13 protein-coding genes are annotated in these 16,285 nt (G+C 73.3%); 7 read left to right on the forward strand and 6 right to left on the reverse strand.

The features are described from left to right. Positions 1 to 138: 138 nt before the first annotated feature. Entirely contained in the window at positions 139 to 1,497 is a 1,359-nt protein-coding gene (locus KHP12_RS24165) for an alpha/beta fold hydrolase (protein WP_086886231.1), read from the reverse strand. Positions 1,498 to 1,564: 67 nt separating this feature from the next. Here KHP12_RS24165 and KHP12_RS24170 point away from each other — a divergent pair, with 67 nt between their 5' ends. From KHP12_RS24170 to KHP12_RS24180, 3 genes are all read left to right on the forward strand, one after another. Beyond that, positions 1,565 to 3,037: a helix-turn-helix domain-containing protein gene (locus KHP12_RS24170; RefSeq protein WP_244203468.1), complete on the forward strand. Its 1,473-nt coding sequence runs from the start codon at positions 1,565 to 1,567 to the stop codon at positions 3,035 to 3,037. 458 nt (positions 3,038 to 3,495) lie between these two features. Further along, on the forward strand, positions 3,496 to 4,164 hold the full coding sequence (locus KHP12_RS24175; protein ID WP_086883237.1) for a response regulator: 669 nt from the start codon (positions 3,496 to 3,498) through the stop codon (positions 4,162 to 4,164). Between the two features lie 200 nt (positions 4,165 to 4,364). Then, entirely contained in the window at positions 4,365 to 5,681 is a 1,317-nt protein-coding gene (locus KHP12_RS24180; RefSeq protein WP_086883238.1) for a histidine kinase, read from the forward strand. Positions 5,682 to 5,951: 270 nt separating this feature from the next. On the opposite strand, the gene KHP12_RS24185 is transcribed toward KHP12_RS24180, so the two are convergent. Next, on the reverse strand, positions 5,952 to 6,329 hold the full coding sequence (locus tag KHP12_RS24185; RefSeq protein ID WP_086883239.1) for an STAS domain-containing protein: 378 nt from the start codon (positions 6,327 to 6,329) through the stop codon (positions 5,952 to 5,954). 311 nt (positions 6,330 to 6,640) lie between these two features. Here KHP12_RS24185 and KHP12_RS24190 point away from each other — a divergent pair, with 311 nt between their 5' ends. Together KHP12_RS24190 and KHP12_RS24195 are read left to right on the forward strand one after the other, a co-directional pair. Beyond that, positions 6,641 to 7,219 (forward strand): sigma-70 family RNA polymerase sigma factor, encoded by a 579-nt coding sequence (locus tag KHP12_RS24190; RefSeq protein ID WP_086883240.1) that lies wholly within the window; start codon positions 6,641 to 6,643, stop codon positions 7,217 to 7,219. 491 nt (positions 7,220 to 7,710) lie between these two features. Next, the gene (locus KHP12_RS24195) at positions 7,711 to 9,033 is read left to right on the forward strand and encodes a zf-HC2 domain-containing protein (protein WP_245010779.1); all 1,323 of its coding nucleotides are present in this window, start codon (positions 7,711 to 7,713) and stop codon (positions 9,031 to 9,033) included. Between the two features lie 43 nt (positions 9,034 to 9,076). On the opposite strand, the gene purU is transcribed toward KHP12_RS24195, so the two are convergent. Continuing rightward, positions 9,077 to 9,946 carry a formyltetrahydrofolate deformylase gene (purU, locus tag KHP12_RS24200; RefSeq protein WP_086886272.1) on the reverse strand — a complete coding sequence of 290 codons (870 nt, stop codon included), beginning with the start codon at positions 9,944 to 9,946 and terminating at the stop codon, positions 9,077 to 9,079. 51 nt (positions 9,947 to 9,997) lie between these two features. Then, positions 9,998 to 10,444 (reverse strand): SCO4402 family protein, encoded by a 447-nt coding sequence (locus KHP12_RS24205; protein WP_037958333.1) that lies wholly within the window; start codon positions 10,442 to 10,444, stop codon positions 9,998 to 10,000. A gap of 171 nt (positions 10,445 to 10,615) precedes the next feature. Here KHP12_RS24205 and KHP12_RS24210 point away from each other — a divergent pair, with 171 nt between their 5' ends. Continuing rightward, positions 10,616 to 11,926, forward strand: a complete 1,311-nt coding sequence (locus KHP12_RS24210; RefSeq protein WP_086886162.1) for an ABC transporter substrate-binding protein — start codon at positions 10,616 to 10,618, stop codon at positions 11,924 to 11,926. A gap of 84 nt (positions 11,927 to 12,010) precedes the next feature. Here the strand turns inward: KHP12_RS24210 and KHP12_RS24215 are convergent, their stop codons facing one another. Together KHP12_RS24215 and KHP12_RS24220 are read right to left on the reverse strand one after the other, a co-directional pair. Then, a complete protein-coding gene (locus KHP12_RS24215) occupies positions 12,011 to 13,564 on the reverse strand; it encodes a hypothetical protein (protein ID WP_210609431.1) in 1,554 nt (517 codons plus the stop codon). Positions 13,565 to 13,779: 215 nt separating this feature from the next. Further along, the gene (locus KHP12_RS24220; RefSeq protein WP_211833721.1) at positions 13,780 to 15,177 is read right to left on the reverse strand and encodes an NsdA family TPR-like regulatory protein; all 1,398 of its coding nucleotides are present in this window, start codon (positions 15,175 to 15,177) and stop codon (positions 13,780 to 13,782) included. A 385-nt stretch (positions 15,178 to 15,562) separates the two neighbouring features. On the opposite strand from KHP12_RS24220, the gene KHP12_RS24225 reads away from it, so the two are divergent. After that, positions 15,563 to 16,228, forward strand: a complete 666-nt coding sequence (locus KHP12_RS24225) for a bifunctional DNA primase/polymerase (RefSeq protein ID WP_086884966.1) — start codon at positions 15,563 to 15,565, stop codon at positions 16,226 to 16,228. Positions 16,229 to 16,285 lie beyond the last annotated feature (57 nt).

The following is a 16,285-nucleotide window of genomic DNA, read 5'->3' on the forward strand; positions in this document are numbered from 1 at the left end:
CAATGGGAATTAGGGAAGTGGCTAGGAAATCGGGCACCGCACAACCATGCCGCGCGCTCCTCGCTCAACACCTCCCCTCCTCCCGGTCAACCCCTCCCGACCTGCCGCTCAGCCCCTCCCCGCACGCTCCCTCCCCGCTCACCCCCTCCCGTCACGCGCCAGCCGCAGAAGCCGGTCCAGCACCCGGCGGCCCCCGGCCCGGATCCCGTCGTGCTCGAACTCGTCCGTCACCCAGGTGCGCAGACCCCGGATCGCCCGCGCGGTGGCCAGGGAGTGCTCCGTGTCCACGTACAGGTCGTCGTGGTAGATCACGGCGGCCACCGGCACGGTGTTACGGGCCAGCCGCTCGGTGTCGTACAACGGGCCCCAGCCGGTGCGCGCGGCGAGCAGTTCGGCGGTGCGGGCGAGCGGGCGCAGCGCCGCGTGGGTGTCGAGCATCCAGGGGTGCACCGTCTCGCCCGTAAGGAGCACCGGACGGTCCTCCGCGACCGCCTTACCGGCGTCGAACGCGGGGAATTCGGCGCGGACCCGCTCCGCGGCCCAGTCGGTGGCCCGGCCGTCCTGGGCGTAGGTCGACTCCAGCAGGAGGCTGAAGAGCGGGGTGGCGGCGCGCGAGAGGACGGCCGCCACCTGCTCGCGGAAGGCGTCGCTCAGCCGCGGCCCGTCGGCGGTGGGCACGAACGCGTCCTCCAGGAGGTAGTGCAGCCGGTGTGAGCCGTCGCCGGCGCCGAGCAGGAAGCCGAGCTGCTGGAGAGCGGGGACGGTGAGCCGGGTCCCGTCCGTCAGGACCTCCTCGTGGTCGGTCAGATGCCGCACCAGGGCCCGGACGGCGTCCGCGTCCCGCGGATAGCGGGCGTAGTGGGCGAGGGTCTTGCGCTCCATCCGCGGATAGGCCGTCCGGTAGACGGCGTCCACGTCGGTGCCGGGGTCGATCGCGGGCAGTCCGCCGGCCAGCAGCACCGCGTCCAGCCCCTCGGGCGCGTGGGACAGATAGCTCACGGCGCAGAAGCCGCCGAAGCTCTGGCCGAGCACGGTCCACGGGCGGTCCCCCATCAGCCGGTGCCGGATCAGCTCGCAGTCGCGGACGATCGCGTCGGCGCGGAAGTGGGAGAGGTACGCGGCCTGCTCCTCGGGTCCGCCGCGCAGCGGCAGCGTCTGGCGGTTGGCCGGGGTGGAGCGGCCGGTGCCGCGCTGGTCGAGCAGGAGCACGCGGTATTCGTCCAGCGCGCGGTCCAGCCAGCCGGAGCGGCCCACCGGGCGGTCCGCGCCGCAGCCGGGTCCGCCCTGGAGGTAGAGCAGCCAGGGGAGCCGCTCGCGCTCGGCGGCGGATTTGCCCGCGGCAACGACCTCTCGTGCGTAAAGCCGGATCAGCTCGCCCTCGGGAGCCTTATGGTCGAGCGGTACGTCGAAGTGATAGTCGGCGAGGAGCAGTTCCGGCTGACGGACGGTCGTCACGGCGCCCGGCCCGGCCGGTACCGCTGTGCTTGCCTGCTGCATCCTTCAATCCTCACGTTAAATGGACTTAGCTCGGCGATTAAGTTACCGCCGGGGAGAAGAGGGCACGGTGGCCGACAGAAGTGCCGGTGACGGGCGCACGGCGGGAACGGTGACGGGGGCGGCCGGGGCGGAGTCGTCCGCCGAGCTAGGGCGCAGGGTGCTCAGACTGCGTACCGAACGCGGCTTCACCCAGCGGCAGCTGGCCGAGCCCGCGTACACCGCCGCCTATGTCTCCACCCTCGAGGCCGGGAAGGTGCGCCCCTCCGAGGCCGCGCTGCGCCATCTCGCGGACCGGCTCGGCGTCAGCTACGAGGAGCTGACCACCGGCCGCTCACCCCGCGACGCCACCCGGCTGCGGGCCGCCGTCACCGACGCCCGGCGGGCGCTGGCGACCGGCGCCGCCGAGGACGCCGCCGTGCTGTTCGCGGAGGTGCGCGACGAGGCGGAGCGGCTCGGGTTCGCCGAGGAGCGCTCGGCGGCCCTGCTGGGGCTCGGCGACTGCGCGCTGGAGACCGGTGACCTCACCGTCGCCCGGGACCACTTCGAGGCCGTGGAGCGGCTGCTCGCCGGGGAACCGCTGCCCCGCCGGATCCCGGCGATCCGCGGCCGGGCCGTGGCCCATCTCCTCGCGGGCGAACTGCGCTACTCCTGCTATCTGCTGGAGAGCTCCATCGACGAGCTCAACGCCTCGGGGCTGCACGACCCGTACGCGCTGCTGCTGCTCTATACGGCGGCCATCGCGCCCTATATGGACATGGGGGCGCACGCCCGTGCCGTACGCGCCGCCGAGTTGGCGCTCGCGCTGGCGCCGAGCGTGGACGACCCGGGGCTCATCGCCCGGATGCACCGCGGCGTGGCCCGCACCCTGATCGCCGAGGGGCGGACGGCCGAGGCCGACGCCTCCCTGGCCAAGGCGCAGGAGCTGTACGAGCAGCTGCGCATCCACACCGACCTGGCCCACTGCCACTGGATGCGCGGCTATGTGCACGCCCAGGACGGCAATCTGGAGCGCGCCGAGCGCGAACTGCGCACCGCCCGGGACATGCTGGCCTCCAAACGGGCCGCGCTGTTCACCGTGCAGGTGGAGGTCGAGCTGGCGGATGTGCTGCGCCGTCGCGGCCGTACGGCGGAGGCGGAGGCCCTGCTGCTGCCGCTGCTGGCACGCACCCCCGCCGCGGGGGCCGCGGACACCGCCGGAGAGCCGGACGCGGCGCCCGGTGAGGCCAGGCCGGGCGAGGCCGGGCTGACCGCCGACCGCGGCGCGGTCCACGCGGGCGGCGCCCACCGGCTGCTGGGCCTGATCGCGGACGAACGGGGCGACGCCGAGGCCGCGGAGGAGCACTACTGCGCGGCGCTGTCCCTGCTCGAACGCACCGGCGCCGCCGGTGATCTGGCCGACCTCTGCCGGCTGCTGGGCGATCTGCTCCGCCGGGAGGGCCGCCTGGAGGCCGCGATGGACGCCTACCGCACCGGGCTCGGCCATCGCGCCGCGCCCGGCACCACCACCCTGGGCCCGGCCCCCGCCGAGCCCCCCATGTGAGGCGTCCATCGGCCCCTCCCCGCCCCCACCGACCGCCCGCCCGGCCCCTCCCCGTAGCTTCTCGGGGGCCGGCCGGCGCCTGGGTCGCCGGGCCGGGCGCCTGGTCGGGGCGCACCGCACGGCAGGCGGTCGGAGAGATGAACAGGCCGCCGCGTGTGGGGGTCGCGGCGGCCTGACCGCGGCAACGCCCCGCTGCCGTGTCCGCCGATCGCGCATCGGGAGGCACTCCGGCGCGGTCACGGGGCTGGGGTTCGGGACGACCCCACGGGGTGATGCGGCTTGACATCCACTCTGCCTGCCGGGAGCCGCCGGGGAAATCCACCATTGGTCTGCCGTCACCCCCTCCGACCGGCGGGGGTGTTCCCGCCCACTGACGGAGCCAACCACTCCATATTCGCTCTCCGATGAGGCAGGCTGTCCGGGCAATGGGCATGACAGCTGAGGCAAGGGAGCGGCCGGTGATCCGTGTGGCTGTGGTGGACGACGAGGCGCTCGTACGATCCGGTCTGCGACTGATCCTGGGCACGGCCCCGGACATCGAGGTGGTCGCCGAATGTTCCGGAGCCTCCGCGGTGGACACGGTGCTGGGCAGCAAGGCCGATGTGGTGCTGCTCGACATCCGGATGCCGGACGCCGACGGGCTCAGCGTCCTCAGACAGTTGCGGGCCGCGCCCGCCTCCCCCGCCGTGGCGATGCTGACGACCTTCGACGTCCAGGAGTACCTGGCGGCCGCGCTGCGCGCCGGAGCCGCGGGCTTCCTCCTCAAGGACACCGATCCGGAGCAGCTCGTACGGGCCGTGCGCACGCTCGCCGAGGGCGGCAGCGTGCTCGACCCGGCCGTCACCCGCGCCGTGATCGGCGGCTATCTCGCCGCCGAGGCGGAGGCGACGGCCGCCGAGGCCGTCGAGGCGCTCACCCCGCGCGAGCGCGAGGTGCTGACGCTGCTGGGCGAGGGGCTCGCCAATCCGCAGATCGCCGAGCGGATGGGGCTGGCGCCCAGCACCGTCAAGGACCATGTACGGGCGGTGCTCGGCAAGCTGGGCGGGCTCAACCGCGTCCAGGCGGCGATCGTCGCCGACCGCGCCGGGCTCGTCACCAGCCGTCCGCCGATAGGTGGCCCCCGATGACCGTCTCCCCGCTGCCTCCGCCCCGGAGTCCGTCCCCCGGCACGCCGGACACACAGGGCGCGCCCAGTGCGCCTGGTACGCCCGGTGCGCCCGGTGCGCCCGGTGCGTCCCCGGCCGCGTCGTCCGCGCCCGCGCCCGCCTCCTCCCTCTCCTCGCCGCCGTCCGCCCCGGTCTTCCGGCGGCGGCCGCCGCAGCGAGTCATGCGCTGGGGCTCGCTGATCGTCCCCGTCCTGCTCGCGGTCGCCGACGCGCTGCTCGTCAACGGCGTCACCTTCGGCCTCGAGCTCAACGTCTCGCTGGTGGCGGCGGCCGCGCTGCTGGTGCGCCGGAAACTGCCCGCGCTGGTCTTCCTGGTGACGCTGCCGGGGATCCTCATCGGCTACGTCTGGTTCGCGCCGATGATCGCCCTCTACACGGTGGCCCGGCTCCGCCCCGACCGGCGGCTGCTGGGGGTCTCCGCGCTGCTGCTGGCCGCCGCGCACTTCATCCCCTGGCCGGTCTCCGACTTCGAGCCGACCGCGTACCGGGAGAACACCCTCACGCTGATCGACGCGTGTGTGACCTCGGTGGGGCCCATCGCGCTGGGCCTCCTGGTGCGTACGCGCGGGGAACTCGCCGCCCGGATCGAGGACCTGACCCGCAGCCGCCGCCGCGCGGACGAGCTGATCGCCGAGCAGGTGCTGTCCACCGAACGCGCCCGGCTCGCCCGCGAGATGCACGACGTGGTCGCCCATCAGGTCAGCCTCATCAGCCTCCAGGCCGGTGCGGTGCAGATCAGCGCGGAGGACGCGAAGGCGCGGGAGGGCGCGCGGACCATCCGCGAGCTGTCCGTGCGGACCCTGGACGAACTCCGCCATATGGTCGGCATCCTGCGCGCGGCGGGCGGCGACCACGAGGAGCTGACCCCGCAGCCCCGGCTGGCCGACCTGCCCCGGCTGATCGAACTCAGCGCGCTGGACGTCAGCTTCGAGACGGACAGCGCGACCCAGCGGCCGGGCCACTCGGAGGCGGTGGAACGTGCCGCCTTCCGCATCGTCCAGGAGGCGCTCACCAACGTCCGCAAGCACGCGCCGGGGGCGCGGGTGACGGTACGGGTCAACGACGCGCAGGCGGAGGGACCGGAGGCGGCGGACGGCCCGGGAGGGGATCGCGAGGAGGTTCGGGGAACGGCTCAGGAGGCGGCACCCGGGGCGGCCCGGGGAGCGGCACACAAGACGGCGCCCGGGGCGGTCCGGGGAGCGGCACATCAGACGGCACCGGGGGCGGCTCACGCGGCGCCCGGGACGGCTCACGCGGCGGAGGAGACGCGGGGCCTGCGGGTCGAGGTGCGCAACGGCCCGCCCGACGCCTCCGCCGTGGCCCCTGGGCTGCCGGGCGGCGGTCACGGTCTGGTCGGGCTGCGGGAGCGCGCACAGTTGCTGGGCGGCACGCTGGAGGCCGGGCCCACGGAGGAGGGCGGCTTCGTCGTACGGGCCGACTTCCCCCAGACCCCGCGCGTCACGGGCCCGGCGGCATGAACGGGCCGCGTGGCGCCCTGGGCACCTCCGCGGGCGTACGGACGCCCCTGGGCGGATGGACGCCTCCGGGCGCCCTGGGCCGACGTCCGGGCGCCCTGGGCGGATCGGTGGAAGTCGGCTGCGGTTCGGTGGCGCCCCGAAGGAGCGTGGGCTGTGTCGATATGCGGCTCCGCCGCGGCTGTGTCGATATGCGGCTCCGCCGCGTGGGCGACCAGCCACGACGGCGCCGCGGACGATCGACGGCAGGTCAGGGCACTTCCAGCGGAGCGCTCAGGCCGACAGGGAGTCGACCGCGTCCTCGCCGTCCTCGTCCAGCTCCGTGGCCGCCCCCAGATCGGGGTAGACGTCGAACAGCCGCCGCACTCCCAGGGCCGCCAGCACCCGGTGCACATGCGAACCGTGCGCGGCGTCCTGCGGCGGCAGGATCAGCCGCAGCCGGCCCGAGCACGACCGCATCAGCCGACGCGCCGCGATCAGTACACCGACCCCGCTGGAGTCGCAGAACCGGACCTCCGAGAGATCCAGAACCAGCCAATGGCGGCCCTCGGCGACCGCGTCGTGGACGTGCTGCCGGACTGCGGGCGAGGTCACCAGGTCCATTTCTCCCGAGACCTGGAGAACGACCCACTCCCCCCGCCGGTCCTCCATCACCTTCAACGTCACGCGCCCGAAGCCCTTCGCTCGCCGCTAACCGGAATTTGCTGTTCCCGGGCGGCTGCCCGCCCGTCCGCGCATGAAACTCCCCCAGGCATACGCCTTGAGGGACGACCCTATGCCGGGCCGAAGCGTTTCGTCTCCCCGATCCTGCGCAAAGCGACCGTCCCCATACCATGCGCAGCCACGTTCTCACGCACTTTGCCTGATGGACGCGTGTTGTGAGAGCCACCGGCATTACATTCGATATGAACGTGGGCATAGTGCCTGGAGGGCCGGCCGGACAACTCGGGATTGGGGGCCGCATGACGAACGACGCACCGCCCCGCTGGGACCGCAGGATGCAACAGCGGCTGGCACGCGGCGAAGCGGCCGCACTCGCCGAGCTCTATGACCGTTTCGCCTCGCTTGTCCACACTTTGGCGCATCGGGTCCTCGAGGACGACACCGGTGCCGACCGCGTCACCCGGGAAGTCTTCGGCTACGTCTGGGAGAACCCGGACGCGTACGACCCCCAGCAGGGCTCGCTGCGCGCCTGGATCGCCATGCTCACCCAGCGTCAGGCGGTGCACCGGCTACGCGCGTCGCAGACCGCCTCGGCCTGCGGGGACACCCTCACGGGCGATGCCCTGGAGGAGCGGATCCGCGAGGCGTCCGTGGCCGCCCGCGCCGACTACATCGTCACGTCGATGCCCGCCCCGCTGCGCGCCGCCCTGGAACTCGCCTACTTCGACCGCCGCGACTACCGGCAGGCCGCGGCCGCCCTCGGGGTGACCGAGGACGAGGCCAGGCGCCGCCTCCGGCTGGGCCTCCAGCTGCTGTCCACGGCCCATGTCCAGCCGCCCCGCACGGTCTCGCCTCCCGGCTACGGGCGGGCGCTGTGACCGGGCGCGGCGGGCCGGACCCGTACGACGACGCCTACGACGAGGGCTCCGGCGGCTCCGGGGACGGAAGAGACGGGCCCGGACGGGGCGGCGACGCGGATCCGCCGTCCCACCCCGCCGGGCCACCACGCATACCGCCGCCGCGGTCGGCCGCCGAGGACAGCGGCCACTGGCCGGGCGCCCTGGACGGCGGCATCCCCGCCCCGCGCCCGCCGACGGCGGACGAGACACGGGCGGACGAGGCACGCGTGAACAAGGCAGCGGCGGAACGGACACCGAAGCCCGGACCGGAGCCCGATCCGGGACCGGGACCGGAACCCGATCCGGCCCCCGAATCGGAACCCGCCGCGGGCTCCGAACCGGAAGCGACACCGAAACCGGCGCCGCGCCCGGACCATAAGCCGGAGCCAGCCCTGGGCCCCGAACCGGAACCGACCCCGGACCCCGCCCCGGAAGCGAATCCGGAAACGGAAACGGAAACGGATCCGCGCCTGGAACCAGAACCGGAACCGGAGCCGGGCCCAGAGCCGCGCCCAGAGCCGCGTCCGGCCCCGGAACCACCCGCCTCCCCGGCACCACCCGCCTCCGCGGCACTGCCCGCGCCCGCGGTCACGGGCGCCCCACCGGCCCCGCCCATGCCACCGGCCGCGCCCGCCCCACCGGCCCCGCCCCTGGCGGCGCCCACCCCCTCCGCGGCCCATCCGCTCTCGCACGATCTGCTCCGCTCGCTGCTCGGCGCCTGGGCGCTCACCGCGTGCTCGCAGGAGGAGACCTCCGCCGTCGAGGCGCATCTCAACCACTGCCCCTCCTGCGCCGAGGAGGCGCTGCGGCTGCGTGACGCCGTCGGGCTGCTGCACACCGAGCACAGCCTGGACCTCGACCCGATGCTGCGCTCCCGGGTGCTCGCGGGCTGTCTGGGCCGCCGCCCGGCCCGGATACCCATGCCCGGCTGGGCCGGTGCCTACGACGCCGAGGCCGCCCGGCTGGACGCGCTGCTGCGCGACATGGGCGAGGCCGAGTGGCGTGCGCCGGTGCGGCTCAAGTGGTTCGACGGGCGACGGCTCACCGGCCGGGACACCACCGTCGCCGGGGTGATCGGCCATCTGATGGTCGTGGACGGCATCGTCGCCGCCTCCCTCGGCCTCCCGGACCCGATGGGCGCCGCCGCCCCCGGCTCACCCCTGGCCCGTACGGAGGCGTACTGGCACCACGAGCCCGGCGCCGCGTACGGGGCCGGTCCGCCCGGGGCGGTACGGGAGTTGTGGCGCGAGCAGGGCCATGCCCTGGTCCGTACGGTGTCCTTCGCCGGCCGCGGGGTCGCCGAGCTCGATGTGGAGTACGGGGACTTCGCGCTGCCGATCCGCGACGCGTTCCTCGACCGTGCCCTGGAGTGCTGGGTGCACGCCGGGGACATCGCCGAGGCCATCGACTACCCCTATGAACCACCGGCCTCGGCCCATCTCAAGGCCATGATCGACCTGTGTGCCCGGCTGCTTCCGGGGACGCTGGCCGAGCGGCGCCGGGCCGGGCTCGCGGCCCCGCCCCGCCGGCTGGTCGAGGCGGGCACCCCGGGCCGTACGCTCCATCTCCAGGTGGAGGGCACGGGCGGCGGCGACTGGTACATCCCGCTGGACTCCCCGGCGGCGACGGCCGCGCCGGAGGAGGCGGTGGCGACGATCGCGCTGGACCAGGAGGCGTTCTATCTGCTGGCGTCCGGGCATGTGCCGCCGCAGGAGGCGGCGGCGGGCCTGTCCGGGGACACCGAGGCGATCCGGGATGTGCTCTTCGCCACAGCGTCCCTGTCCCGCCTCTGAGCGAGTTCCCCGAGTCCCCCCGAGTCGTCGACTCGCCGAGTCGTCAGTCGAAGACGACCGTACGGTGCCCGTTGAGCAGCACCCGGCGCTCGCTGTGCCACTTCACGGCGCGGGCCAGCGCCTGGCACTCCACATCGCGGCCGACCGCCACCAGCTGGTCCGGGGTGAGCCCATGGCCGACGCGCTCGACCTCCTGCTCGATGATCGGGCCCTCGTCCAGATCGGCGGTCACATAGTGGGCGGTGGCCCCGATCAGCTTGACCCCGCGCGCATGCGCCTGGTGGTACGGCTTGGCGCCCTTGAAGCTCGGCAGGAAGCTGTGGTGGATGTTGATGATCCGGCCCGACAGCTCCTTGCACAGGTCGTCGGAGAGCACCTGCATATAGCGGGCCAGCACCACCAGTTCCACATGCTCCGCGCGCACCAGGTCCAGCAGCCGGGCCTCGGCCTCCCGCTTGGTGTCCTTCGTCACGGGGATGTGGTGGAACGGAATCCCGTAGGAGCCCACCAGCTCCCGGAAGTCGGTGTGGTTGGAGACCACCGCGGCGATCTCGACCGGCAGCGCGCCGATCCGCGACCGGAAGAGAAGATCGTTCAGGCAGTGCCCGAACTTGCTGACCATGAGCAGGATGCGCATCTTCTCGTCGGCGCGATGGATCTCCCAGTCCATCCGGAAGGACTCGCCGACCGCCGCGAAGCTGGCCCGCAGATCCGCCACCTTCACCGGCGAGACGGCCCGGAAGGCCACCCGCATGAAGAAGAGTCCCGTGTCACGGTCCCCGAACTGCTGACTGTCCTCGATGTTGCAGCCGGTCATGAACAGATAGCTCGACACGGCGTGCACGATCCCCTGCTTGTCCGGGCAGGACAGCGTCAGGATGTACTGGTCGGGGACGGGATGCGACTCGCTCATGACTCCATAGCGTCCCACACCCGCGACGGCGCCCACGCCCGCGGACGTCGTTCAGACCGCCTGCGTCATGATCGCCAGTACTTCGAGGGTGCGCGGTGGGGTGTCCGGATCCTCGCCGTCGTTGGTGGCCAGCCGCACATGGGCCTCGCGGGCCGCCCGTACGGCCTCCGGCCAGCCATGGTGCTCGAGGTACGCCGAGACGGGGGCGTCCGCGCCCGCCTGGTGCATGATCCTCAGCACCCGCAGCACGGCGACATCGACCAGCGCCGCCTCCTGCGAGTCACGGAAGATCGTGCCGACGTACTTCTCGGCGGACCAGTTGTCCAGCCAGGTGTCCTCGACCAGCCGGTAGACGGCGTCCGTCACATCCCCGTACCCAGGCTGGCCGGCCAGCCAGCACTCCTGCTGGAATACGGGGTCCGAGAGCATATGCAGCGCCGAGCGCACATTGGTGCGCCAGCGCCACCAAGGCATGTCGTTGGCAGGCATGGCCCCCATGGTGGTCGAGCGACGGGCACGACGGGAAGACTTCTCCGAACCTTGCACAGTCACTGATCGTACGTTCTTCACACATAGAGACGGATCAGCCCCCGCTGTTCACCTCTACGTCGCCATCCCTTGTCTTGTCATAGCGGCTGCGTTCCTCGCGAAGCACCAAGCTCGCTTGCCATGACCGGACGGCGACGCCCCTCCTCCCGCCCCTTCCGAGCCGCCGTGGCGGCACTGTGTACGGCGGTCGGCGCGTCGCTGCTGTCCGGCTGCGGCGCGGTGCTGTCGAACAAGAGCGACAGCGACCCCATCACCGTCATGACCTGGGCCCCAGAGGGCACCAAAGCGACCAATATGCCGGGAATGCCCGCCATGGCGAAGGCATTTGCCCGCTGGGTCAACGACTCCGGCGGCATTCACGGCCGCAAGCTCGAGGTCGTCACCTGCAACGAGCGCAACGACGCCGTCCAGGCCGCCGGCTGCGCCCAGCGGGCCAAGGAGGACAAGGCCGTCGCGGTGGTCGGCTCGTACAGCCAGTACGGCCGGTCCTTCATCTCCCCGCTGGAGGTCGCCGGCATCCCCTACATAGGCGGCTACGGGCTGACGCAGGAGGAGTTCGACAGCCCGTACTCCTACCCGGTCAACGGCGGCCAGGCGGCCCTGCTGGTGGGCAACGGGCGCCAGCTGGCCTCCCGCTGCGCGCGCACCGCGCTGGTGCGCCCCGACACCATCGCGGGCGACGAACTCCCCCAGCTCCTCAACACCGGCCTCAGGGCGGGCAATCGCGCCGACGCCCATGACGTCCGCGCCCCCGAGGGCGCGGGCGACTACAGCAAGCAGGCCACCACGGCCCTGGAGGGCGTCGGCGCCGACAGCTCCCTCGGCGGCGCCGGCCAGGGCGCGGCCCTGGACAACTCCTGCGTCACCGCGGCGCTCGGCAACCGCACCGGCACCTTCTTCGACTCCTTCCGCCGGGTCCAGGAGAACCATCCCAGGGTGCGGATAGCCTCCATCCTCGGCGGCGTCCGGCAATCCCTGATCGACTCCACCGGCGGCACCTCCAGCCCCCTGGAGGGCACCTACGCCACCGGCTGGTACCCGGCCGGGGACGATCCGCGCTGGAACCCCATGAAGAAGGTCATCAACAAGTACGCCTTCGACGACAACCGCATCGACCCGGACGACCCCGGGACGCAGACCACCTGGATCGGCTACACGGTGCTGCGCTCGGTGCTGATGTCCCTGCACGCCGACGACATCAGCGCCCGCACCGTGCGCAACGCGCTGGACAACGGCCACGCGGTCAACACCGGCGGGCTGACGCCCACGCTGCGCTGGGGCTACGACGACACGCTGCACGTGCCCAACTACTCGCGGATCGTCAACGCGGACGTCACCTACCAGATGGTGCGCGACGGCCGGCTGGTGGCGGTGCGCAAGGGCTTCGTCAACGTGTCCAAGATCCTGGAGCGCTACCACCCGGCGGACTGAGCCGAGGATCGACCGCGGACCACGGGTCGGCCGGGGAACGGCGGCACCGCCCCCGGCCGCCCGGTCACAGGTGAGTGGCCCCGGTCACAGGTCGGTGGCCTGGCGCGAGGTGAGGCCGTACTGGGAGGCGATCGGGTTCCACAGCCCCGAGGCCGTCTTCTTGGCCCGGGTCGCCTCGCCACTGGCCCGCTCGGCCGCCCCGACCCGGGGCGAACGGCGGGCCTTGCCCTTGGGGCAGCCCTTCTTGCCGCCGACCTGGTCGGCCCAGGCCGCGTACTCGTTGTCGGCCCTGGCCGAGGACTTCCACGCCCTGGTGAGCGACGCGGTCAGCCGCGCGTGGTCGGGCAGCTTGTCCACCGACAGCTTGCCCAGCCGGGTCACCAGGTCATTGCGCTGGCCCGCGGCGGTCCGCAGATCGGATGCCGCCGTGGTCAGGTCCTTGCAGGACTTGATGTTGTCCACGGCCTTGATCACCGCAGACCGGCTGTTGTTGCTGTCCGCGAGCAGCGCGTCCAGCGCCTTCGCCTGCGTCTCGACGGGGTCGGCGGCCTTGGAGGACTCCGCGGCGCTCGGCGAGGCGCTGCTCAGCGTCGAGTTGTCCTTACCGCCGTCGTCACCGCCCATACTGAGCACGGCTCCCGCGGCGAGTCCGGCGACGGCGCAGCTCGCCACCACCACGACGCCGATGATCATGCCTCGCGACATCCGGCGCCGGCCACCGCCGCCATGACCGCCGTCACCACGGCCGCCGGACGGCGGTTGCGGAACGTCCGGGCCGAACTGCGGAAGCTGCTGTGTCTCATCGGCGCCACCGGCACCGCCGGCGTCGCGGAACAGACCGTCGAACTCCGAGGGCGGCGGCCGGTCCCCGGGAAGGCCGGGACGGATCGCGTACGGGGCGCTGCCGGGCCGCTGCGGAATCGGCGCGGGCGCGGCGGGCGCGGCGGGCGTGGGCGGGAGCACCGCGGTCTCCTCCGCGGCCGCTGCCGCGGGGGGCTGCTGGCGGTGGGCGCCCCGGCGGCCGGGGCGGACGGCGCGCAGCTGGGTGGTGGACTCGGCCGGTGACTCGGGCCGGTTCTCGGGCGGCAGCGGCGCGCTCTTGACCGGGGCGAGCGTGGTGGTGGGGGTGTCCAGGGGCGGCGGGGCCTCACCCGGGACCGGGGGTATGACCTGGGTCGCGTCCGCGTCCCCGGCGGGCTGCGGCGGCATCACCTGGGTCTCGTCGGCGGCCTGGTACGGCAGCGGCTGGGGCTGGTACGGCGCCGGGACGTTGTGCGGCGGCTGAGCGCTGTGCGGCGGCTGGGCCGGTCTCTCCGGGGGCGTCCAGTCCTGCTGCTGCCCGTACGGCTGCGCCTCGGGCGGCGGCGGGGCGCCGAACTCGGCCCGCGGGGGCAGTTCCCCCTGCGACGGCGGCGCGCCGAACTCACCCGGCGGCGGCAGTTCGCCCTGCTGCTGCGGTTCCGGAGCGCTCTGCGGCCCCCAAGGCTGCCCCCACGCCTGGCCCCCGGCCGGGGCTCCCTGTTGGGCGTCCGAGGGCCTGTGGTCCCCGTGGGCGGGGAGCACAACCCCCTCGCGCACAGGCTGCGCGGGCGGGACCGCGGGAAGCCGCGGCTCATTCCCCTGACCGCTCTGCGTCACCGGGACTCCTTGGTTATACGGAACGACGGAATCGTCGGGTCACGCTACCGGTTCCCCAGAGGGCGCGGTGCCCATGAGCCCACCGGGACGGAGAGAGACTGGTCACCGCGACATAGGGCACATCACCACGATCAGGGGCGATATGAACCCCGTCCGTACCCGGAGTAAACACAACACAACACACTCCACAACACCCATGTCTCACCACACGGGCATCAGGCCACCTGCACCTGGAGCCGCGCCCCGAACTCCCGCACCACCGGCTCGTCCCGGTACGGCTCCAGGCGCTGCTGGAAGTCGTCCAGATACTCCGCGCCCCGGTTGGAGCGCAGCGTGCCCAGCAGATCCACCGCCTGGGTGCCCACATGGCACGCCTGCTCCACCTCGCGCTGCTGCACATGCGCGGTGGCCAGCAGCAGCAGCCCGATCGCCCGCCGCCGCACCCGCCCCTCCGGAAGGCCCTCCAGGGCCTCCTCGGCGCGCCGCCCGGCCTGCTCGGCCTGGCCCAGGTCGCGGTGACAGTGGGCCAGTTCATCGGCGAGATAGGCATGGCCGAAGTGGCGGATCCAGTCGGGTTCGTCGCCCGTGGCCGAGCCCGAACCGCTGCCCACCGCCCGCTCCATGGCGTCCAGCGCCCGCCCGGCCGCGGACTGGCAGGCCCGCGCGTCCCCCATCAGGGCGTGGCCGCGCGCCTCGGCCGCCAGGAACATCGATTCGGCACGCGGCGGCACCTGGCCCCGCGCGCCCTCCTGCGCGGCCTTCGCCAGCTGGGCGATCTCCCGGGGATTGCCCAGCTGGGCGGCGAGATGGCTCATGCTCGCGGCGAGCACATAGCCGCCGTAGCCCCGGTCCCCGGCGGCCTGGGCGAGCCGCAGCGCCTGGATGTAGTAGCGCTGGGCGAGACCGGACTGCCCGGTGTCGACCGCCATATAGCCCGCCAGCTCCGTCAACCGCGCGACGGCCGCGAACAGTTCGCGCCCGACCGCCTCGGTGTACGAGCCGGCCAGCAGCCCGGAGACCACACTGTTCAGATAGTGGACGACGACGGGTCGCACATGGCCGCTGCCGTAGCGGTGGTCCAGGTCGACGAGCGCGTCCGTGGTGGCCCGCACCGCCGCGACGTCGGACCGCCCCACCCGGGCGCCCGCGGTGCGCGCCACCTGGGCGTCGGCACCGGTGATCAGCCAGTCGCGGCTGGGCTCGACCAGCGCGGAGGCGGCGACCGTCGAGCCGCTGAGGAAGTCGCGGCGCCCCACATCGCTGCGCCACAACTCGCAGACCTGCTCTATCGCGCCGAGGACGGTGGGCGAGAACTGGAGACCGACCCCGGAGGCGAGGTTCTTGCCGTTGGCCATGCCGATCTCGTCGATCGTGACGGTACGGCCGAGCTTGCGGCCGAGCGCCTCGGCGATGATGCCCGGCGCCCGGCCCCGCGGCTGCTGACCGCGCAGCCAACGGGCAACGGACGTCTTGTCGTACCGCAGATCGAGACCGTGCTCGGCGCCGCACATATTGACCCTGCGCGCCAACCCGGCGTTGGAGCAGCCGGCTTCCTGGATGAGCGCCTGCAACCGTTCGTTCGGCTGCCGCGCCACAAGCGGCCTAGCGGCCATGACATTACCCCCAGTGACTGCTTGCGTTCTCGGCGTATCCGTCCCTGTTGCTGAGTGATGCCCCGCAGATATCGCAGGTATACGGCGAATGCGGAACTTGCCCGTATTGACCGCATGCTCCGTATCGTTCGCGTACGGCGCCGATCCGAGTCCGGGACCGCCCTCCCCCTGGCGCCGCGGCATGGCCACCGGACACTCGCACGCCCGTCACGCATGGTGGCTACCCGCTCACGGAGCCGCAACCCCACACGCGCCCCCGCCCGTGCACCCATGCGCCCCGCCGTGCCGTCACCGCGCACCCCGGACCCCCGACAGCACCGCCCGTGCGGGGGCCCGGCCGTAACCCTCGTTGACGGCGGAAGTTGTCCTGTGCGTGGAAGAGACCATGGACGTGACAGGACCAACGCGGTTCCCCGCGGGAACCTCGCAGATCCCTCAGCAGCGCGGGGAGCGGCTGCGCGACGCGGCGGTGCGGTACGCCGAGGAGCGGCACTGGGACGTGCTCTCCGGCACCTGGCTCGAGGCCGTGGACGGAGTGGAGCGCTGCTCCTGCGGAACCGCCGACTGCCCGGCCCCCGGCGCCCATCCGACCGGCCGGGACTGGGTGAACCAGGCCACCGGCAGCGCGGTCGTGGTCCGCCGCATGTGGGCCAGGACGCCGCGCGCCGCCATCCTGCTGCCCACCGGCCGCACCTTCGACGCGCTCGACGTCCCGGAGTCCGCGGGCTGTCTGGCGCTCGCCCGCATGGAGCGCCGCCAGGTCGAACTGGGCCCGGTCACCTGCACCCCCGGGCGGCGGATGCTCTTCTTCGTCCTCCCGGGTGCCGCCGCCAAGGTCCCCGACCTGGTACGGAACCTGGGCTGGCCGCCGAACGCGATCGACCTGACCGCCCGCGGCGAGGGCGACTACGTGGTCGCGCCGCCGACCCGGGTGGGCGTGCGCGGCCCGATCCAGTGGGCCCGGCGGCCCACCGCCGCCAACCGCTGGCTGCCCGACGCGGAAGAGCTGGTGAGCGCCCTGGCCTACGCCTGCGGCCGCGAGCGCCGCTGACACTCCGGAGGGCTCCCCGGGACGGCCCCCTATCGTGGAGCGACGGCGGGGCGTCAT

It is taken from the genome of Streptomyces asiaticus, from assembly GCF_018138715.1.
In the GTDB taxonomy this organism is placed as follows: Bacteria; Actinomycetota; Actinomycetes; order Streptomycetales; family Streptomycetaceae; genus Streptomyces; species Streptomyces asiaticus.